This is a genomic window from Bacillus sp. TH22 (genome assembly GCF_016651015.1).
GTDB lineage: Bacteria > Bacillota > Bacilli > Bacillales > Bacillaceae_G > Bacillus_A > Bacillus_A mycoides.
This window is the reverse complement of the sequence record NZ_JAEKER010000001.1, coordinates 748,828-771,660: the sequence shown is the minus strand read 5'-3', so window position 1 is coordinate 771,660 and position 22,833 is coordinate 748,828. Positions and strand designations below refer to the sequence as shown.

At 32.8% G+C, this 22,833-nt stretch carries 14 protein-coding genes and 3 pseudogenes; all 17 read left to right on the top strand.

Annotation, left to right across the window (positions count from 1 at the left end; all coding sequences use genetic code 11):
- The first annotated feature begins 196 nt into the window (after positions 1-196).
- The 17 genes and pseudogenes from JFU18_RS03890 to JFU18_RS03810 all read left to right on the top strand — a co-directional run bounded on the left by JFU18_RS03890 (position 197) and on the right by JFU18_RS03810 (position 22,643).
- Positions 197-1,777, top strand: coding sequence for a spore germination protein (locus tag JFU18_RS03890; RefSeq protein ID WP_201050262.1), 1,581 nt, complete (start codon positions 197-199; stop codon positions 1,775-1,777).
- Positions 1,774-2,877 (top strand): spore germination protein, encoded by a 1,104-nt coding sequence (locus JFU18_RS03885; protein WP_085311018.1) that lies wholly within the window; start codon positions 1,774-1,776, stop codon positions 2,875-2,877. The genes JFU18_RS03890 and JFU18_RS03885 overlap by 4 nt, the downstream gene beginning before the upstream one ends.
- Positions 2,861-4,066: a Ger(x)C family spore germination protein gene (locus JFU18_RS03880; RefSeq protein ID WP_201033177.1), complete on the top strand. Its 1,206-nt coding sequence runs from the start codon at positions 2,861-2,863 to the stop codon at positions 4,064-4,066. The genes JFU18_RS03885 and JFU18_RS03880 overlap by 17 nt, the downstream gene beginning before the upstream one ends.
- Positions 4,067-4,265: 199 nt before the next feature.
- Positions 4,266-4,364: pseudogene (locus tag JFU18_RS03875) on the top strand (GNAT family N-acetyltransferase); the annotation flags it as partial.
- 54 nt (positions 4,365-4,418) lie between these two features.
- The gene (locus JFU18_RS03870; RefSeq protein ID WP_201033178.1) at positions 4,419-5,315 is read left to right on the top strand and encodes a GNAT family N-acetyltransferase; all 897 of its coding nucleotides are present in this window, start codon (positions 4,419-4,421) and stop codon (positions 5,313-5,315) included.
- 186 nt (positions 5,316-5,501) lie between these two features.
- Entirely contained in the window at positions 5,502-6,014 is a 513-nt protein-coding gene (locus JFU18_RS03865; protein WP_060751767.1) for a GNAT family N-acetyltransferase, read from the top strand.
- Between the two features lie 1,150 nt (positions 6,015-7,164).
- Positions 7,165-7,575, top strand: a complete 411-nt coding sequence (locus JFU18_RS03860) for a MarR family winged helix-turn-helix transcriptional regulator (protein WP_201033183.1) — start codon at positions 7,165-7,167, stop codon at positions 7,573-7,575.
- A 132-nt stretch (positions 7,576-7,707) separates the two neighbouring features.
- Positions 7,708-9,477 carry an ABC transporter ATP-binding protein gene (locus tag JFU18_RS03855; RefSeq protein WP_201033752.1) on the top strand — a complete coding sequence of 590 codons (1,770 nt, stop codon included), beginning with the start codon at positions 7,708-7,710 and terminating at the stop codon, positions 9,475-9,477.
- Entirely contained in the window at positions 9,464-11,320 is a 1,857-nt protein-coding gene (locus JFU18_RS03850) for an ABC transporter ATP-binding protein (protein ID WP_201033753.1), read from the top strand. Before JFU18_RS03855 ends, JFU18_RS03850 begins: the two co-directional genes overlap by 14 nt.
- Before the next feature lie 643 nt (positions 11,321-11,963).
- Entirely contained in the window at positions 11,964-13,919 is a 1,956-nt protein-coding gene (locus JFU18_RS03845; RefSeq protein WP_201050261.1) for an ABC transporter ATP-binding protein/permease, read from the top strand.
- Positions 13,920-14,098: 179 nt separating this feature from the next.
- Positions 14,099-14,723: pseudogene (locus JFU18_RS03840) on the top strand (TetR/AcrR family transcriptional regulator).
- Between the two features lie 35 nt (positions 14,724-14,758).
- Positions 14,759-15,370 carry a GTP pyrophosphokinase gene (locus tag JFU18_RS03835; RefSeq protein ID WP_201033319.1) on the top strand — a complete coding sequence of 204 codons (612 nt, stop codon included), beginning with the start codon at positions 14,759-14,761 and terminating at the stop codon, positions 15,368-15,370.
- A 122-nt stretch (positions 15,371-15,492) separates the two neighbouring features.
- Positions 15,493-16,332: a YitT family protein gene (locus JFU18_RS03830; protein WP_374101396.1), complete on the top strand. Its 840-nt coding sequence runs from the start codon at positions 15,493-15,495 to the stop codon at positions 16,330-16,332.
- Positions 16,333-16,607: 275 nt separating this feature from the next.
- On the top strand, positions 16,608-17,813 hold the full coding sequence (locus JFU18_RS03825; protein ID WP_201033190.1) for a macrolide family glycosyltransferase: 1,206 nt from the start codon (positions 16,608-16,610) through the stop codon (positions 17,811-17,813).
- Positions 17,814-18,046: 233 nt separating this feature from the next.
- Positions 18,047-18,886 (top strand): TnsA endonuclease N-terminal domain-containing protein, encoded by an 840-nt coding sequence (locus JFU18_RS03820; protein ID WP_201033755.1) that lies wholly within the window; start codon positions 18,047-18,049, stop codon positions 18,884-18,886.
- Positions 18,858-21,010 (top strand): annotated as a pseudogene (locus JFU18_RS03815) (Mu transposase C-terminal domain-containing protein). Before JFU18_RS03820 ends, JFU18_RS03815 begins: the two are co-directional and overlap by 29 nt.
- The gene (locus JFU18_RS03810) at positions 21,003-22,643 is read left to right on the top strand and encodes an ATP-binding protein (protein ID WP_201050258.1); all 1,641 of its coding nucleotides are present in this window, start codon (positions 21,003-21,005) and stop codon (positions 22,641-22,643) included. Before JFU18_RS03815 ends, JFU18_RS03810 begins: the two are co-directional and overlap by 8 nt.
- Positions 22,644-22,833: the final 190 nt, after the last annotated feature.

Genomic DNA, 22,833 nt, shown 5'->3' with positions numbered 1-22,833 from the left:
GATTGTTTTGTATGTACCTGAGTGGAAAGTTTTTATACAAGCCTTTATCGTACTATTCATTCCATATATAATTTCAAGATTTTTTAGTTGGATTCGCACATTAGAAAAAGAATAATATAACGAACTACATTCAAGTGAAAACAAATATTGATATGTAAAGAAGAATGGTATAAGAAGCTTTTTTGGAGAAAGAGTGATGAAGGTGAAAGCTCAAGATTCAATGGTTAATCAAAGAAAAGATCAAAGTAATACATATGAAGATGAGCCCACTAAAGTTCCTGAATCCTATTTTACAGGTAATTTCAATTTAGATTTAGAGGTTATAAAAAAAGAGGCTCTTGATAATTCGGACGTTTATTGTCGAGAGTTTAATATCGGCGGGACTAGCATCCGCGCAGTTCTTGTTTTTGTAGAAGGATTATCAGATAAGGATCTTATTGATATGCACATTATGAAATCATTAATGTGTAAGTTTCCTGATGAGTATAAAGATGAATCGTCTAATATGAAAGATAGTGTTTCAAAAGAGTTTATTAAAAACCGAGTTCTTCCTATTAGTGGAGTGGAAGAAGTGCAATCTGTGCAAAAAATGATGTCAAAGGTGTTAATGGGTTCAACGGCGTTATTTATTGATGGACTATCAGATGTATTAATACTTAATACAAAAAAAGGGAAAACACGCAATGTTGAAGAGCCGATATCAGAGGGGACGGTCAGAGGTCCACGGGTAGGTTTCACAGAAGTTTTGTCGGATAATACTGCTTTGTTACGGTTACATGGTGAAAACGAAGGATTATCTTTAATAAAGTTTCATGTGGGAGAACGAGCAAAAAAAGAATTGGTCGTTGCCTTTATGAAAGAGATTGCTGATTCGGAATTAGTAGAAGAAGTTAAGAAGAGAATTCAGAAAATTAATATTGATAATGTGCCAGAGTCAGGTTATGTAGAACAACTTATTGAAGATAATTATCTAAGTCCTTTTCCGCAAGTACAGAGTACGGAACGCCCTGATAAAGTAATCGCTGCACTAATGGAGGGAAGGGTTGCAATTCTATTGGATGGAACACCTTTTGCGTTAATTGTTCCGGTTACATTTAGTATGATGATGCAATCACCTGAAGATTATTATGAGCGCTGGATACCAGGGACATTGATTCGTTTATTGCGCTTTGGAACAGCTTTTATTGCTCTTTTTGCCCCGGCTCTGTACATTTCATTTATATCGTTTCATCCTGGATTGATTCCGACTAAGTTAGCCATTTCAATTATAGGAGGGCGAGAAGGCGTCCCGTTTCCTGCAATTATAGAAGGATTATTTATGGAAATTGCGATTGAAATTTTACGGGAAGCAGGGCTACGACTACCTAAGCCTATTGGTTCAGCGATGGGAATTGTAGGGGGATTAATTATTGGACAGGCTTCTGTAGAAGCTGGAATTGTGAGTCCGATCATGGTAATAGTTGTGGCGGCCACAGCTATTTCTTCTTTTGCACTTTCGCATTATAGTACAGCAATTCCATTACGTATTCTTCGCTTTGTAGCGATGTTTTTCGCTGCCATATTCGGATTATATGGAGTTATTCTATTTTTCCTATTTATATGCAGTCATATTGCAAGGCTTAAAAGTTTTGGTGTACCGTATGCTAGCCCGGCTGTCTTGTATCAATTTACTGATTGGAAGGATTTTATGGTTCGTATGCCAATTCAGATGATGAAGCGACGTCCGAAAATGTTGAATTTAAAAGACTATGTACGGAAAGGAAGTGAAGAGGAATGATTACGAACTCAAAGGATAAAATTCCTACTTCACAAGCAGCTGTTATTCTTATCAATTATATACTTGCTATCGGAATTCTCACTTTACCTAGAACCGCAGCTGAGAAAGTGAATACACCTGATGTTTGGATAACTGTTATTTTAGGAGGATTAATTGCGATGGTTGCAGGCATAATTATCGTGAAGTTAAGTCAACAATTTCCTGAAAAAACATTTTATCAATATAGCCAAGAACTTGTAGGGAAATGGCTTGGGGTGTTAATTAGTTTAATGATTATCAGTTACTTTTTTACACTTTCGTCATTTGAACTTAGAACGTTGGAATGTATAACAAGTTTCTTTCTACTAGAAGGTACGCCTGACTGGGCTATTGTTATGCCATTTATGTGGATAAGTCTATATTTAAATTTAGGCGGAATAAATGCGATAGCACGTTTATTTGAAATGATTTTTCCAATTACAGTTTTCATTTTTTTAGTGACATCTTTTATGAGTGTAGGAATATTTGAACTCGATAATCTTCGTCCTGTATTAGGGCTAGGGATTACTCCTGCACTAAAAGGCCTAAAAACAACAACTATGGCATATTCGGGAGCGGAAATTATGTTGTTACTATTAGCATTTATGAAGAAGCCATCTCAAGCTGTAAGGGTTGTAATAATTGGCACTATGATTCCTTTATTTTTTTATGTCATTACAGTTGTAATGGTTATTGGTGCGTTTTCTATCGATGGGGTATTGATGAGAACATGGCCTACAATTGATCTTATGAGAAGTTTTGAAATTCAAGGTTTAATTTTTGAACGGTTCGAATCTTTGCTATTAGTGATATGGATTATGCAAATCTTTGCAACATATACAATCTGTTATTATGCAGCTGCTTTAGGGTTATCACAGCTCTTTAATAAAAATATTCATTCCTTTTTGTATGGATTACTCCCAGTAATATATATCGTTGCCGCAATTCCGAAAAACATAAATGAGGTATTTGAATTTGGAAATTTGATTAGCAACGCTGCGATAATATTATTTGGTATTCTTCCGATTCTTCTCCTAATGATTTCGAAGGGGAGGAAAAAAAAGCATGAACCAAAATGTTAAAGGTAGAAAAATTATTATAAGAATAACGTCAATAGTTTTTCTCTTATTACTTACAGGATGCTGGAGTAGTCATGAAATTGAGGAGTTAGGTTTCGCTGTAGGTATAGCAATAGATAAAGAAAAAGAAACAAAGATTGAGAAAGAAATTGAAGAAAAGGGCGGCGGATATAAAAAGAAGAATTTGATAACAACCACCTATCAATTTGTTAAAGCACAATCATCATCAGACGGAGGAAAAGGTGGAGTATCGCAACAAAAAGCTTATATGAATGTTGCAGAAACAGGAGATTCTCTTCATCAATCAATACGTGAAGTTGCATTAAGAAGGCAAAGGCCTATCATTTTTCATCATACGAAAGTAATAGTTGTTAGTGAAAGTATTGCCCGAACCTATAAGTTAACGCAGTTATTAGACATCTATGTTCGTGATAATGAGATGAGACCTAGTTGCTTTATTATGGTTAGTAAAGGGCTAGCTAGTGATGTGTTAAAATCAAAAGAACTTGGGGAAATTCCAGCATTTCGCTTGATTGATATCGAGGATAACCAATATAGATCCTCACGAATTTTACCGCCGATGCCACTTGCAAAACTACCAGGAAAGGTGAAATCTGGGGCGAGTTTTCTTTTACCAAATGTGATTTCTATAAATGGAGAAGTGAAATATGTAGGTGCTGCTGTTATGAAAGGAAGTACAAAAAAACTCCGTGGCTTTTTGAACGAGAATGAATTAGAAGGCTTAATGTGGATCACTGCAAAAGGGAAAAGTGGCTTAGTGAAAAGTTATGATAAAAAGACGAAAAAATTAGTTATGTATGAAGTGAAATCTATGGAAAGTAAAATTACGCCCCATGTTAAAGGGGATAAAATCTCTTTCGATGTCAATGTGCAGTCTGTGGGACGGCTATCCGAAAACTGGTCTGAATCAGAGGAAGCTTTTAAAAATACATTTCTCAAAAGGACGGAGCAATCTGCGGAGCAAGAAGTGAAGCGATTAGTGAAGCATACATTACAAAAAATTCAAAAGGAATATAAAACTGATGTTGCTGGCTTTAATACTAGTTTGAAAATCGAGTATCCAAAAGTATGGAAGAAAGTTGAAAAGGATTGGGATAAAGTGTTTAGTAAGGCGCCAATTAAATATAATGTTAAGCTAACCATTGAAGACTATGGTACGGAAGGCGCATAACGAAGAAATAATTAAAAATATACAAAAGCTCTGAAGCATGAATTTTTTATAAAAATGCTCCAGAGCTTTTTATTGTGCAGGTTTATTGTATTTAGCAAATGAATGAGAAGATAAATATTCCATTTTGATATTCTTTATTTTGTAATTTTTTTATAAATGCTAGTAAATATAATCGCTAAAAATAGGAGTGATGAATGGAAAATTAGATTGGGTAAATGTATTGGAACCGTTTCATCCAAGTAAAGATGATGTTCCTTATGTAATAATGGGAAAAGTATTAAAAACAAAAGTGAATTAATAGCTTTGTTGTACATATAAGTTATTGGTTTGTAACATTTAAGGGGAAAACAAAATGACGATAATATCTATTGAAAAAGCTACAATTTTAGATGCTGAAAAGTTGACAGAAATAATGAAAAGAACATTCGATGAAGAAGCAAAACAATGGTTGTATGATCAAGATGGTGTAATTGATTATAACATTCAACCACCAGGATATTCATCAGTTGAAATGATGAAATATTCGATTGAAGAACTGGAATCTTTCAAAGTGATAGTGAATAAAGAAATTATCGGGGGAATTATAGTTACGATTTCTGGTAAGTCTTACGGTAGAATTGATCGTATATTTGTAGATCCTAAACATCAAGGAATAGGAATTGGAGCACAGGTTATTGATTTTATAGAAGAAGAGTTTCCAAGCGTAAGAATTTGGGATCTTGAGACGTCTAGTAGACAGATTAATAATCATCATTTTTATAAAAAAATGGGCTATGAAACAATTTTTGAAACGGAAGATGAGTATTGTTATGTGAAAAAAATAAAGATAGCTTTAAGCGAAGAAAACTTAGTTAAAAATAAAGATATGAAAAATGGTCAATACGAAAACTGTAATTTGGCAAATACAGAGTATTATCAAGTAAATTTAAAAAATAGTTCATATGTTAGCAGTAATGTAAGTCAATCAACCTTTAGAAATATTAATTTTAGAAATTCCTCATATGCAGAGTTAAATATTTCTGGCAGTAAATTTAATTTTGTGACTTTAGGTGGAGTTCAATTTAGAGATACAAGCCTTGGAGAGGATAAAGATCCTATTTCATTTGATAGATGTGATTTGGAAAGTACTACAATACGTAGTAGTAATCTGAAAAATATTGAAATAGAAAATTGTGATATTACCGGTATGAAAATAAATGGTATTTCAGCAGAAGAACTGCTTGAGTTGTATAATAGGGTGAAAAATTAAATAAAAAATCACTTAGCATATTCTAAGTGATTTTTTCATTTTGAACGAGAGGGAATATAAGAGATGATGTTCAAAAAGCAAATATTATATCGAAATAATTATATAAAAATAACACAAAGAAATAAGGGTTGGCAGGATTTTAATATGGGATATTAGAATATGAATATTTGAATGGAGGGGAAAAAGATGGAGATTAACGTTAGAGCAGTAGAAACACAAGATGCTAGAGCAATTCATCGTATATGCATACAAGATGATGTTTTACCTTATATGGTTTTCTTACCTAGTATGCGTGTAGATGCAATGGAGAATAGAATTCGAAATTTAGCACAGAATCAATTTGAATTTGTAGCAGAATATGATGGAGAAGTTGTTGGATTTGTCGGTTTAACCCAAAGTCCAGGGCGAAGATCTCACTCGGGTGATTTATTCATCGGAGTAGATAGTGAGTATCACAATAAAGGAATTGGAAAAGCACTTCTTACAAAAATGCTTGATTTAGCTGATAATTGGCTAATGTTAGAACGAGTGGAACTTGGTGTATTAGAAACGAATCCTAGAGCCAAAGTATTATATGAAAAATTTGGATTTATCGAAGAGGGTGTAAAGGTTGGGAATTTGAAGGCTCATGGGAATTTTGTTAACGAAATCATGATGAGTCGTTTTAGACCAAATGGTTTGATTGTACATAATAAATAGGTGTGAAATTAAAAGAAAGTAGTACAATTTAAAACAAAGTTATACATTTTAAAAGAAAGTGGTACATTGAAAGATACATTTTTGATTGATTAAATGAGGAGTGTAAGATTTATAACTATATACTTATTGTAAAATTAAGAGAAAATAATACATTAAAGTAAAAAAAGCATGATATATAATGGTCATGCTTTTTATTATGCTCAGAGTATTAAAATATTTACACATCCAATCATCATTTAAAAAAGAAAGAAAATTTATAAAATTAAAATTTTTTATAAGAGAAAATGATAATATATTAATAATAGAGGAGGGAAAAATAATGAAATTAACTAAACTAATGATTAGGAATTTTAAAGGTATAAAGGAATTAAGTTTGGATATTGAAAAAATGTAGATTATTATAGGACCAAATAATTGCAGTAAAAGTACAGTTTTAGAAGCTTTATGTACCTTTGGGTCAAGTAACTTAAAACTGGATAAAAATTTATATTATAGGCATGATACTTCTACCCCAATAACTTTCCATGCTACATTTTCAGAATTGACTGAAGAAGAGATTAACCTTCATGGAATAAGGGCCTCTATTCATGAACCTTCAGGTAAATTTATAGTCAGATCTGTATATACATATGGGAAAAAAGTTGAGAGAGCATCAAAATTGACAGGGAATGAAGAACAAGATTTAGGAGAGGAAGGATGGAATGGTAAGATGGGAGGGGGAGTTAATGGTACACACTTTATAAACGCCTTTCTGTGATTTGAACCATAAATTTGCCACCTTGGCAAGGTTATGGTTCTTTTTATTTGCGGCAAACTTATGCTTCAAATTTTTATGTTTAGGGGTTAACATACATACCCAATAACCTATCTTTAAAAATAACATTTAACAAGCTATTCCTTACACACCACACGCAACGATTAAATACAGGAAATTTTAAGGTACCCTAAAAAGAAAAAATTTATCTTTACACAGTTCTTATAACAATTTAGCTTATCTTAAGGCACTAAAAATAAAGTGAGAGAAATTGCTGTCTACTTCCGATTATGTATTAAAAAGTTTGATATAGGGATTAAAAAATTATTTGACAATCTAAATATAAAAGGATATTATCTTACACTATAAGATAATAAAAAAAGGGGGGGGGACTCAATGTTTTATAAAAAGTTGGCAGCAGAGTTTTTTGAATTTATGGTAAAAGCACAAAATAGATCGATGGGACCACTTGATCCGCAAGAATTTTCTCGTGGCGAAATGGGGATTTTGGTGTATTTAACGTTTAAAAAGGATGGAGTAACCTCTGGACAATTAAGTGAGGCTTTATTTGTAAGTACTGGCCGAATTGCTACCGCTCTTAAAGGTCTTGAAAAAAAGAATTTAATTGAGCGCCGTACGGATTCTACGGATAAGCGTAGAGTCAATGTATATATTATGGAGGCTGGTAAACAAATCATCTTAGAGAAACACGAGCAAGGAATTAAGAAAATGGAAATGAGACTGCAAAAGCTTGGGAAAGAAGACGCGCAGAAGTTTGTAGAGCTTTCAAAACGTTTGTTCTCATAATCATATATAAAACACCTTATAGATTTTGAAAAATAGGCAGTTTTCATGAGTATTATTAAATTTGCAGTTCAACACTGGACTGCATAAAAATTTATTATATATCTTACACTGTAAGATAAAAGGGGAATTGATATGTTGAAAATATTTAAATATTTGAAAAGGAATGAATGGATACTTGTTCTATTAAGTATAGCATTCATTACGGTACAGGTTTGGCTGGATTTAAAGCTACCGGACTATATGGCTGAAATCACGACATTAATCCAAATGGAAGGTACGAACTTTTCTCAAATTATTGGACCTGGAGCATATATGCTACTCTGTGCAGTAGGAAGTATGGTTACTGCCGTTATCGTAGGATACTTTGCTGCTAAGGTTGCAGCGGGATTATCAAAGCGTCTACGCGGATTAGTTTTTGATAAAACTTTATCTTTTTCGTTGGAAGAAATTAATCGTTTTTCGATAGCAAGCTTGATTACTCGTTCAACTAATGATGTTACGCAAATTCAATTTATTGTGGCAATGGGATTACAGATAATTGTAAAAGCACCAATTCTAGCTGTTTGGGCAATCATGAAAATTTCAGGAAAGAGCTGGCAATTGACAACAGCGACAGGTATAGCAGTTGTCGTTTTATGCATGATGTTAGCTGTGATTATTCTATTTGCAATACCAAAGTTCAAAATCATCCAAACTCTTACTGATAATTTAAACCGTGTAACTCGTGAGAACTTAACAGGGATGCGCGTCGTACGTGCCTATAACGCTAAGGGCTATGAAGAAAATAAATTTGAAAAAGCTAATATGGAATTAACAAAAACAAATCTTTTTACCAATCGTTTAATGGCAATTATTGGACCAGGAATGACTGCGATTATGTCTGGTTTAAGTGTTGCAATTTATTGGATTGGTGCTTATTTGATTAACGAAGCACAGATGATAAATCGAATTACAGTTTTCTCGGATATAGTTGTTTTCTCAGCGTATGCCATGCAAGTTGTAATGGCGTTTATGATGGTAAGTATGATTTTTATTATGTTACCTCGTGCTACGGTATCAGCAAAACGTATTATGGAAGTACTTGAAACAGAAGCGAAAATTAAAGAGGGTACAGTTACAGAAGGAAGACCAGGTATTGTGGGAGAGATTAAGTTCCGCAATGTTAGCTTTAAATATCCAGATTCAGAGAACCATATTCTTCGTAATATTAGCTTTACTGCAAAAAAAGGAGAAACGGTAGCTTTTATTGGATCCACGGGGAGTGGAAAAACAAGTTTGGTAAATTTAATTCCTCGTTTCAATGATGTTTCTGAAGGGGAAGTATTGGTTGATGGCATAAATGTAAAGAATTACAGACAAGAAACTCTACACGATAAAATTGGTTATGTTTCACAATCGTCTGTGTTATTCAGTGGTACTGTAACTTCGAACGTTTCCTATGGAGAATCTGGACATATGGATTCGTCACTAAATGCTGTCAAAGAAGCATTGGAAATTGCACAAGGGAAAGAATTCGTGGAAAAACTTGAAGGACAATATGAAGGGCAGATATCACAAGGTGGTACAAACGTATCTGGGGGACAAAAACAGCGTATATCCATTGCTCGTGCAATTTATCGAAAACCTGAAATATATATATTCGATGACTCGTTTTCGGCATTAGACTACAAAACAGACAGGGTTCTACGTTCTGCTTTAAGAAAAGAAACGAAGGATGCCACTACCTTAATTGTTGCACAGCGCATCGGAACAATTAAAGATGCAGACCGCATTATTGTCCTTGAAGAGGGAGAAGTAGTTGGGAATGGAACACATGAACAATTAATGGATAACTGCGAGACGTATCAAGAGATTGCATATTCTCAGCTTTCGAAGGAGGAATTGACTGATGGCCAAAAATGATTATACCATTGGAGATCATGAAAAAAACTCAAAAAATGAGAGACAGATGGGCGGAGGGCATAGTCCAATGGGTGGCAGGGCCCAAGGACAAAAAGTAAACAATTTCAAAAAAACGATTCAACAGCTGATTTCCTACTGTAAGTCTTATGTACCCATTGTTATTTTCGCCTTAATATTAGCTTTTGTGGGTTCTGCATTTAATGTATATGGCCCAGAAAAATTAAGTGAAATGACCGACATTATCCAAGAAGGGATTAGGGGTGACATTGATTTAGGTGCAATCAAAAATATTGGAATCATTTTAGTGGTTCTCTACGGATTAGGTTTGGTATTTAATTATATACAAGGGTTTATAATGGCAACGGTAACACAAAAAATCACAAAAAAAATGCGTACAGAATTATCGCAAAAAATGAATCGAATCCCTTTAAGTTACTTTGATAAAACGAGTTATGGAAATATATTAAGTCGTGTAACAAATGATGTTGATACAATTGGCCAAACGCTAAATAACAGCCTAGGACAATTAGTAACGGCAATCGCAACTTTTGTCGGCGCATTGATAATGATGTTCTATACAAACTGGATTATGGCTATAACAGGAATTGTTGCAACCTTAATTGGATTTATTCTAATGACATTGATTATGAAGCGTTCTCAAAAATACTTCGTACAGCAGCAGGCTGAACTTGGGAAAATTAATGGACATATTGAAGAAATGTATGCAGGTCACCATATCGTAAAAGCATATAACGGCGAAAAGGAAGCAAAAGAATTATTCCATACAATCAATGATCGTCTTTTTGATAATGCTTGGAAATCACAGTTTATGTCTGGGATTATGATGCCTATCATGCAATTTATCGGGAACTTTGGGTATGTAGCAGTTTGTATTGTTGGTGCATTACTTGTGACAAATGGTGTAATTACAATTGGAACAATCGTTGCCTTTATGGTCTATATTCGTTTGTTCACACAGCCTTTATCACAATTAGCACAAGCTGCAACGAATCTGCAATCTACAGCAGCAGCAAGTGAACGTGTATTTGAATTTTTAGCAGAAGAAGAATTGTCAGATGAAAGTGAAAAAACAATGAGATTAGACAATGTCAAAGGGGATGTGGAATTTAATCATGTTAAATTTGGCTATGATAAAGATCGTCTAATCATAAAAGACTTCTCTGCTAAAGTGAATGCAGGACAAAAAGTAGCTATCGTAGGTCCAACGGGCGCTGGAAAAACGACATTAGTCAATTTATTAATGCGATTCTATGAACTCAACAGTGGAGAAATTACTATTGATGGTGTTCCTATAAATCAATTAACTCGTGAATATGTGCATGATCTATTCTGTATGGTACTTCAGGAAACATGGCTATTCGAAGGGACGATTCGCGACAATATTGTCTATTCCAAGGAAAATGTTTCAGATGAAGAAATCATAGCAACATGCAAAGCAGTTGGGCTGCATAATACGATTAAAAACTTATCTAAAGGTTATGATACCTTATTAAATGATAAAGCGAATTTATCAGCTGGACAAAAACAATTAATTACGATTGCCCGTGCGATGATTGAAAATGCCCCATTATTAATTCTAGATGAGGCTACGAGCTCAGTTGATACACGTACGGAATTATTAATTCAAAAAGCAATGGATCGTTTAACAGTTGGGAAAACATCCTTTGTCATTGCACACCGTCTTTCGACGATAAAAAATGCTGACTTGATCTTAGTTATGAAAGAGGGAGACATTTTAGAAACAGGAAACCATGAGGAGTTACTAGCGAAAGGTGGATTCTATGCGGATCTGTATAATAGTCAATTTGAATCAGTCTCTTAAGTATTGATTACTAACTTCTTTCTCAGGATCCTTGAGGCTAAAAGCTGGTGAATGAAGTATGAAGGTTTAGTAGGTAGGGCTAGAAATAGATATAGACTCTTTCCAGACTATAAAATTAATTTACTGGATGGGGTTGGTTGAACAAAGACGAGTTTTGAGATTATTGCTCATGTAATTTAAATATCTTATGTTTGGCATACTATTCAGTTGTGCCAAAGGTCAAAAAAATTAGCAAATATGTAAAGCTCCATTAAATTAAAAATGGAGCTTACTTTTTTTTATACATTAAATCTTCAAAGTGTCAGGTGGCACATTTTGCGGATGGATATCATCTCCATGCATCTAGAAGTCCAAAAGTCGATTCACTTCCTAATAAGTTTTGGTTAAACCAATATGACAACGTGTCATATTTTTCCTTTGACGTATGACACGTTGTCATGTAGTATTGATTTATACCCAGTTGTGACACATTGTCATATGTTGGTTGGATTGGAGCGTAATAGTATTCTTAAACAAGACTTTGTTGATTTATCAGTATTTTGATTACAGATATTTCCCTCATTTTATTAGAAGAATATCTCAAGCGGAACAATAAGAGTTTTTCTAAATCATAAAAAAATCAACTTTATTAGGAGGAGCATAAATGAATTTATTAGAAGTTAAAAATATTAATAAATCATACACCATATATAAAAAAGAAAAGTCAACAATTCTCCATGATATAAATTTAACCTTTAATAAGGGGGAGTTCGTGTCTATACTTGGTGAATCAGGATGTGGAAAATCAACATTAATGAATATCATTGGCGGTATGGATTCTGACTTTAAGGGAGAGGTTCTTGTAGAAGGAAAGAACCTAAAGACCATGAAGGAATATGAAATTGATGATTATCGAAAAAGTAAAATTGGATTTGTTTTCCAAAGTTTTAATTTAATTCCTCACTTGAGCGTGTTAGAGAACGTAACGATTGCGATGCAGATGGCAAGTAAAAGCGAAAAAGAACGAAACGAAAGAGCAAAAGAACTTTTAGCTGAAGTTGGCTTAAAAGAACATATGATGAAAAAGCCAAATCAACTTTCTGGAGGGCAAAAACAACGTGTAGCAATCGCACGTGCATTAGCAAACGAACCAGACATCCTCTTGGCTGATGAGCCAACAGGAGCTTTGGACAAAGAAACAAGTCAACAAATACTAGAACTATTAGATAATATTGCAAAGAAAGGAAGGCTCGTAATTACTGTAACTCACTCTCAAAAGGTTGCCGATTCTGGTAGTAGGATTGTGAAAATCGATGACGGTAGAATTATCGAAGATATAAACCTGAAGGAGAGTTATCCATCTAACAAAAAGACTAAACAAGCGAAATCCAAAAGTCTAAGTCTAACTTCTTCACTCAAACTTGCGTTAAAAAATATGAAATTGAATGCAAAAAGAAACATACTAGTTGCTTTAGGTGGTTCCATCGGTATATTAAGTGTTATTTTGATGTTGTCTTTAGGTAGCGGTGTTACAAAGTATATCAATGATGAAATCAACTCCAGCATGAACCCTTTAATGGTTGAAATTACAAAAGGAAAAGAAGATAAGGCTGACAATTCCATGTCCATGCTAGCGGCAAAAGATCCTTTAAAGGAAGAAGATATTGAAAAAATTAAAAATATCGAGCATGTTAAGAGTATCGAAAACGTATCATCTTTTGACATGAAAAGTAGTGCATTATATGGAGATAAGCGTTCAGATATTATGAAATTTTCAACAATGACCGATTCTATAAAAAAAGAAAATTTAGAAAAAGGGAGTCTTCCTAGCGAAAATGAAGTTCTTTTAACACCAGCACTAGCAAAATCATTAAGCAATGGGGAAGACTACAAGTCATTAATTGGCAAAGAAATAAGTGTCTATGTGAACGAAATAGGACAGGGCAACAAACCAGTTACTATCGAAAATAAATTAAAAGTATCCGGTATATATAAAGCTGAAAGTATGGGACCACAAGGAACAACTATGGCGTATGTACAATATGAAACGTTAGAAAAAACATATGCAAAGCAAGGATTGACTTTAAGCCCTACTCAAATCAATGCTTTTGCTGAAAAACAAGAACAGGTAGAAGAAATTAAAACTGAATTAGGCAACTATGGATTTGAAAGTTCCCAAATGGCTGAAATGCTTAAACAAGTTACATCCTATTTAGATATGGCTACTGCACTCTTAGCAGGAATTTCGGGAATCTCTCTAATTGTTTCAGGTATTATGATTTTAGTCGTTTTATATATCAGTGTAGTTGAAAGAACAAAAGAAATAGGAATATTGCGCGCTGTAGGAGCGAGAAAGAAAGACATAAAACGAATTTTCTTCTCAGAATCCGCGTTGCTTGGTTTATTTAGTGGTTTAATAGCTGTGACAGGTGCCAGTGTAATTAGTTTGATTGGGAATACCCTTTTATCAAATAGCTTTGGTGCAGAGCTTATCAATCTAACAGCTCAAAATATGTTACTGGGTATAGCGGTAAGTATAGTTGTAAGTGTAATAGCAGGAATTATGCCAGCGTCCAAAGCTGCAAAGCTGGATCCAATGGAATCACTTAGGTTCGAATAGAATAGTCTTTTGTATCTAAGGTTAACACAAATATAATTTGTGTTAACCTTAGGATAATGAAGAGTCTCCATTAACAGGACTTAAATGAACTCTTTCGCTTTATAGAATATTAATAATGAAAAAGATCCATATTTATAAATGGGAATGACACATTGTCATTCATTCGATCGGAGGAAAAAATGCCTAAACAAACATTTTTTAATTTAGCAAGTGAAAAAAAGAAGCATTAATTCAGGCAGCAATGAAAGAATTTTCAAGAGTTCCATTATTCGAAGCATCGATTTCCAATATCATCAAAGATGCTTCGGAATACCGAGAGGGAGCTTTTATCAATACTTTGAGGGTAAAGAAGATGTTTTCTTCTTTTTATTAGATGAATATTCCAAAAGAGACAATGAAAAATTCATTTCGATATTAAAAGAAAAGGATGGGGATTTATTTGACGCATACATTGAGTTATACCAATATATGCTAACGAAATTTCAAAACCTAGAAAATAGAAATTTTTTTAGAAATGCCTTTTTGAATATGAATCATAAAGTTGAAAATACATTGACCCGAAATGTGAACGAGGAAAACTATAAGAGTCGATTATCAGAAATCATGATTTTGATAAATACAGAAAAATTGAACATTATAGAAGAACGAGAAATATTCCATATCATGAAGATTATCATGGCGGTGACATTTCAAAATCTTATTCAAAATTTTGCAAAGGAAATCCCTTTCGATGAGTCTGTGAAAAATTATGCTTTAGAACTTTCTTTGCTTAAAAAGGGGCTTTATAAAGGGGCAAATAAATGAAAGTTTTAGAAGTCAAAGAAATGAGGGAATTCCAAATGGAAGATATGCAAAAATGGGGTCAGTTTTTATTACCTTATAAGTTTGCTTTAGACGAAATGAAAACAAAAATCACTATTATAGCTGAGGAAGCAAAATATTTAAATAATCACAATCAAATTGAACATATTAAGACCAGACTCAAATCTTTAGAAAGTATTCAATCAAAACTTGATAGAAAGAAAATTGCTCCTTCCCTGTTAAATACGAAAGAACATTTGTATGATATTGCTGGGATGAGAATTATTTGTCCTTTTGTAAGTGATATCTATGATATCTATTCGCAATTATCTAACCGGAATGATATTGAGATTGTACAAGTGAAAGATTATATTACAAACCCAAAACCAAATGGATATCAAAGTTTACATGTAATTGTTCAGATTCCTGTGACACTATCCAAAAGTGTAGAGAAGGTTTATGTTGAAATTCAGCTTCGTACCTTAGCAATGGATTTTTGGGCTAGCCTAGAACATAAAATTTATTATAAGTATGATAAAGAAATCCCTTGCTACCTTGAAAAAGAACTTAAAGAGGCAGCGGAAACGGTAAAATCTCTGGATGAAAAAATGAAAGATATCCATAAAAAAGTAAAAGGTTTAAATTGTTAAACAATGATATGGAACCCAGGCAAGGAAAAGAATCTTTAAGTATAGAAATAAAAAATTTTTGAGGGAGATGCATGCGTTTGGCTGAAACTGCACAAAGAAAACTACAACATCAACGATTGCCTATGTTTCAAATTATTAAGCGGGCTATAGCTATAATCATTGGAGCGCTATTAATGGCCACAGGACTCGAAATTTTCTTAATTCCTAATCAAGTTATTGATGGAGGCATTACCGGAATCTCGATTATGCTTTCTCACCTCACCGGATTAAATTTAGGTATCTTCCTATTTATATTAAACCTTCCTTTTGTTTTTATGGGCCATAAACAAATTGGAAAAACCTTCGCGTTTTCTACTGTTTTTGGTATTTTAACTTTATCAATTTTAACTACACTTTTTCACTCAATTCCTGCATTTACAGATGATATTCTTCTTGCTACTATTTTTGGAGGCATGGCACTTGGTGTTGGGGTTGGTCTAGTCATTAGATATGGCGGGGCATTAGATGGTACAGAAATCCTGGCAATTCTAATTAATAAAAAAATTCCTTTTTCTGTAGGGGAAATTGTTATGTTTTTTAATGTTTTTATTTTAGGAGCCGCAGGATTCGTATTCAGTTGGGATCGCGCAATGTATTCCATTTTAGCTTATGTCATTGCATCGAAGGCAATTGATACCGTAGTTAATGGTTTTGAACAATCGAAATCTGTATGGATCATCAGTGAACAGCAGGAAGAACTTGGTGAAGCAATTAATTCACAATTAGGTCGTGGGGTCACATATCTTCACGGCGAAGGTGCTTATACGGGGGATAACAAAAAGGTTATTTTTTGCATTATTAACCGACTTGAAGAGGCTAAATTAAAATCTTTAATTGAAGAACTAGATCCAGCTGCTTTCTTAGCCGTAGCAGATATTACAGAAGTACGTGGAGGACGATTTAAAAAACGAGATATACACTAGTGTTAAAAATATCACAATATATGCCGCTTACTATTTAAATTGATTTAGGCGGCTATCAATCGCTTGTAACTAATATATAAAGATATTTCTCCACGGTAATTATAAAAAATATATCCATTACCATAAATCCCTAAACGATTCACTTATCATATATTTAATAATTTTCCGCTACTATTCTTTGCGTAAGTAATTCTATTCCTAAAAAATAATAATTTCACTTTAATATTTAATTAAGCTAATTATAAATGATGTTATATAAATGAGGAGTGTTTATTATGTCAAAAGTACTTTTTATTAATTTCCCCGGAGAAGGTCATGTGAATCCGACAATTGGAATTGTAAGTGAGTTGATACAACGAGGCGAACAAGTTGTCTATTATTGTATTGAAGATTATAGAGATAAAATTGAAAAGACAGGTGCCGAATTTCGAACATATGAAAACTTTCTCCCAAGAACAGATATTAATAAGGATGTTAAACAAAAAGCTAATCAGTTAGATATGTTATTTAACATGATTTCTGCCATGGATAGAATAATAAAAGATATTTTATCCGAAATCGAAGGTGAACAATTTGATTATGTAATTTATGATCATCATTTTGCGGTGGGATATATTATAGCATCTGCTTTACAATTACCAAAGATTTCTTCATGTACAACATTTGCTTTTAATGATTCTATTTCGTTATTCAAAATAGGTAATTCAGAACATTCAGGCGGAAAATCTCCTTTAAATAAAAATTGTATAGACATTATTAACAAATGGAAAGAACAATACGGAGTCATGTACGATAGCTTACGTGACATTTTAAGTAATCCAGGAGATATTACTATTGTATATACTTCGAAAGAGTACCAACCGTATGCAAATGAATTTGGTGATTCTTTTATATTTGTCGGACCTTCTATCACACCGCGTCATGATGTGGGAGATTTTCCTATAGAAGATTTAAAAGATAAAAAAGTGATTTTCATCTCTATGGGAACTATACTCAATCAACAACAAACTTTATATGAAAAATGTTTTGAAGCCTTTAAAGACATACCTGCAACAATTGTATTGGCAGTTGGTAAAAAAACAGATATAGAGCAATTTAAAAATGTTCCTCCGAATTTTATTCTATATAAATATGTTCCACAATTAGAAGTATTAAAGCATACAGATGTATTCATTACACATGGAGGAATGAATAGTTCGAGTGAAGCACTATATTATGGGGTACCATTAGTTGTAATACCTATTTCAGGAGATCAACCCTTAGTTGCTAAAAGAGTAACTGAATTAGGAGCGGGTGTTCATTTAGACAAAACGAGCTTAACCCCAGAAATATTACGGGAAGAGACAGAAGCAGTACTATATAGAAAAGAATTCAAAGAAAATAGTTGTAAAATTAGGGACTCTTTCCAAATGGCAGGGGGATATAAAAAAGCAGTGGATGAAATTCTGCACGTGCTTTCAAAAACAAACTATAAGAAATAAATAATAAATAATGAATAATGAATAATGAAACAAATCTAATGAATTGTATAGACTAGAAGGGAACTTTCTATATATAGAAAGTTCCCTTCAGGCTGTGGAGAAGAGTTTCTCCACAGTCTGAAAACGGATATTTTTATAAAAATATCCGTTTTTTTATAAACGAGGATATGTATTATACGCATAAAAATATCCAATACTGGGAATGATAAAATTTTTTTTAGAGGGGATGAAAAATGGCAAAGCGTAAAAATGATTGGACAGAAAAGAAAATAGAGAAATATATAAAAGAAGGTAGAGGACAAGGGGAATTAAATAACTATAAACCCTGGTTAACAATTCAAAATGTTTCTTCAATAGGGAATAGTTCTCGTTTGAAAGGATGGAAAACAAATAGAAGACATGAGTTATTGTCTGATTTAGAGCGAAATTATTTTTTTATAATGGAATGGATAGAAGAAATTATCGATATTCGTGAACAATTTCCGTTAAATCGGGAAATTACATATAAAATTGCTAAGGAAAAAGGAATTTGTCATCCTATTTGTACAAAAAATGAAACGTTAATTGTACTAACAACAGATTTTTTCCTTACAGTTAGAGAGGGAAATGGCATAAAATATCTAGCTAGAACTATCAAGCCTAGTAGTGAATTAGAAAATGAAAGGATAATTGAGAAGTTTGAGATAGAAAGAGAATATTGGGAAAGAAAAGGGGTTAATTGGGGGATTGTAACAGAAAAGGATATTCCTATCATTATAACCCAGAATATTTCATGGATTCATAAGTCTTATTATCTTGATGAAATTGAAGATGAAACGTTTGTAAAAGTCTTCTTTAGTTACTTAATGAGGTTTCAAAATATCGATAAGAATCTTATGGAAATATGCAACGAGTTTGAGGAACAGTACAATTTGGAACAAGGTTCGTCAATTAAATATTTTAAACATTTGTTAGCTAGGAAGTTGTTTTTTGTAGATATCAGTTCTCAAAAATTAAATGTACGAAGTTTAAGTGTAAATGATGTAGTTTTTAGTAAAAGAGGTGATGAAAATTGTGATTCTATTATCAGTTAATGAAACATTTAAGTCAATTGATGATTCAAAGGTATACAGATTGCTCTGGATAGATGAAGGTAATGTTATTACATATTTAATTGATGTTTATGATGAAAAAGCTATGCCTTTTGTAGATACAGTTAGAAATCTTCATGAAGGTTTTGCAAATGGACAGTACATAAAATTAAGTACAAACGAACTATTTCCAATTGTAAATCATGAAGAATTAAAAGAAAAAGATAAATTAATTAGGGATAAAGCATGGGGGGTTATACAAGATTTAGTAAGTAAAGAACCTAATATCTTCAAAAAAATGGGAGAGGCAAGCTCATTTCGCAAGCAACAGAAAAATTTGGCTGTACGAATAAGACTATTTATAAATATTTAAAAAGGTATTGGCAAAGAGGGAAAGTCAAAGATAGTTTACTTCCGGATTATAAAAATTGTGGGAATAAGGGAGAACAAAAGAACTGGAACGGAAACAAAACTGGTAGACCTAGAATTACAAACAGCACGGGAGTTAATGTTACATCTGAAATAAAAGAAATATTTAAGAGGGCTGTACAGTCTTATTATTTTTCAAATCAGGAAAATACACTAGCATATGCTTATAAAATGATGATTAGGGATAACTTTCAGTCGAGTGTATATTATCAAAATAATACCAAATATATTAAGATTTTGGATGAGGGAAATATACCTACTTTGGGACAGTTTTATTATTGGTTTAATAAAGAATATCGCATACAAGAAGTTACAATTGCTAAGTATGGAAGAAAGAAATTTGAAAGAGATTATAGGGCTGTTTTGGGTTCTTCTTCTTTTGAGGTTTTTGGACCAGGATCTAGGTATCAAATTGATGCAACTATTGCTAATGTATATTTAGTTTCTCGCTACAATGCTGACTGGGTATTGAAGCGACCGACGATTTACTACGTAACAGATGTCTTTACGCATTTGATTACTGGTTTTTATGTTGGGTTAGAAGGACCTTCATGGATTGGAATGATGATGGCACTTTTGAATTCTACTGTCAATAAGAAGGATTTTTGTGCGAATTATAATATATCTATTACAGATGATTGTTGGCCAGCGGCACATTTACCAGAAATCATCTTAGGTGATCGAGGAGAATTAGAAGGATATAATGTAAATCATTTGATAGAAGGACTTAATATTACTATTGAAAACAATCCATCTTTTCGCCCAGATTGGAAAGGAATTGTTGAAAAACTATTTGATACATCTCAAGAAAAAATACGGCCATTTTTACCTGGGTATGTTTCAAAAGATTGGGGGAAAAGGGGCACAAAAGACCCACGTTTAGGGGCGAAACTGGATATAGAACAATATACAAAAATTATTATCAATTTTATTTTGCATTACAATAAAAATTTCTATATGAAGAATTACATACGTGATAAAGATATGATAGTTGATAACGTAAAACCCACACCGATTGAATTATGGAAATGGGGCGTAAAAAATCGTGCGGGGAAATTAAGAGTCGTCCATCCTGATATTATGAAATTTTACTTAATGCCTAGGGGGTGTGCTACGGTAACTGCAAAAGGAATCAGATTTAAAAAAATGTTGTATAGCTGTGATACAGCAATTCAGCAATCATGGTTTTCTACAGCAAGAACAAAGAAAAGTTGGAAAGTAGATTTCTCATATGATCCACGCAATATGAATCATATTTATATTCATACAGGGAATGAAGAGATTTTTGAGAAATGTTATCTGTTAAAGCATCAAGAACGATATCAAAATAAAACTTTAGAAGAAGTTAAACAGTTAAACGCTATAGAAAATAAAGATTATAAAGAGAGAGAACATAGTTTATTACAAAGTGAAATTAACTTTTTTGATAATATTCAATCTATTGTTAAAGAAGCGATTAAAGAAACAAGTGAAAAACAAACAAAGAATGTAACGAAAGTAAAGAAAATTAAAGATATTAGTCATCATACTAAATTGGAGAGGAATGTACGAAGAACTGATGAAGTGTTTAAAATAGATAAAAATGAGGAAAAAACTTTAACAGAAGGAATTTATTTAGACGATCAACAAGAAAATGAATTCAAGCGCCGCTCAGTTAAAGAATTATTTAATAAAAGAAGGGGGCGTAAAAATGAGTGATGCTCTAAGGGAAGTTAAGTTAGATAATGGGACATACGCTTTAATAGCACAATATCAGTCACAGGAATTAGTTGATTATCAGGGGAATCCTTTAATAGAAGCTTTACCTAGTATATTGTCATATGAAGAGGCTTTTAATCAACTTAGTTTTTTACCTAATTATCATGAAAAAGAAAGAAATTTATCAGATCATCATCGATTTCATGCATTATTACGTTTAACTCGTTTTTTTCAACCAATTGCTCAAACATTAGACTTAGAAAGACGTTTTTCAAGATTTTTACGATATGGATATGTGAACCGGAACCCTCTCCAAAAACAACATATTCAAGTGCTAAATGAATTACATAATCAATTAGTAGAAAGAAATAATTTAAATTTGTCAGCAGATATACGTACTACTGCATCTAGTTTTACCTTAATGGGTTTCTCAGGTATTGGAAACTCAACAGCTATAGAACGAATCCTTTCATTATATCCTCAACTAATTATGCATAGATACCCCCTCAATACGCTTCAAATTGTTTGGTTAAAATTAAATTGTCCGCATGATGGATCGTTAAAATCATTATGTCAAAGCTTCTTTGAAAAGATAGATAAATTAATTGGGACAAACTACCTTGAAAGTTATGGTAAGTCCTCTAATTCTATAAGCTCAATGGTAACTAGAATGGGACAAATTTCTAGATTACATTGTGTTGGTGCATTAATCATAGATGAAATTCAACATCTGTTGGCGGCTACTGGGGATGCGTCAGAGAAAATGATGAATTTTTTCGTTACCCTTATTAATGAAATTGGTATACCGGTAATGATAATTGGGACTATGAGAGCTAGAAGCCTTTTACAAAAAGATTTTAGGCAAGCACGTCGTGGTAGTGGACAAGGAGATATGGTTTGGCAACAAATGAGCAATAAGGAAGATTGGGAAGTTTTAATTACAAGTATGTGGGATTATCAGTGGACAAAGCAATATGTAGAACTTGATCAAGGTTTATTGGATGTTATTTACGAAGAGAGCCAGGGGATTACTGATATCGCTATAAAGCTATTTTTACTAGCGCAGGGGCGAGCGATTGAAACGGGGATAGAAAAAATTTCATCAGGGCTAATTAGAAAAGTTGGTAAGGAAGATTTAAGGCTTGTTCAACCAATGCTTAAAGCTCTTAAATCGGGTTGTGAAACTGAGATAGCGGGGTATGAAGATATAGTATCGTTAGATATGCAAGACTATATTCTAAATAAACTACCAGTAATCGATATGAGAGCTAGGCTCCAAGATAAAAAAGAAAAAATGGCACAAGAGCGTTTGAAAAAAGAACCAACTAAAGTAGAGAAGTTAATTTTTGCTCTTATAAACTTAGATATTAATGAAAAAGATGCAGAAATAGCAATAAAATATGTAATAAATAAATCACCTAACGCTAATATTAATGAGTTGATGAAAGATGCTTTGCAGTATATGAAAGAGAAAGAAAATAAAAAAAGAAAAGAAATAGTGAAGGATAAAAATATATTAAAGGGTTTCATTGATGGCGGTAAGCAGAAAAAACAATCTGCATATGAAATCCTAAATAATGAGGGATATATTAAGAATCCTTTAAAAGAATTTAATTATAAAGAATTAAGGTGATGTTAATTGCTTGAGCATTTTCCTGTTCCGTATGAAGATGAATTGTTTTATAGTATAGTTTCAAGATATCATATGCGAAGTCCAGATTTATCTAAAAGGAAAACTCTTGAGAAGTTATTTGATAAAAGTAGTTTTTTTTAGGAATCCAATCCGTTGGTGTATTGAAACCTTTAGTGGATAATCTACAAGT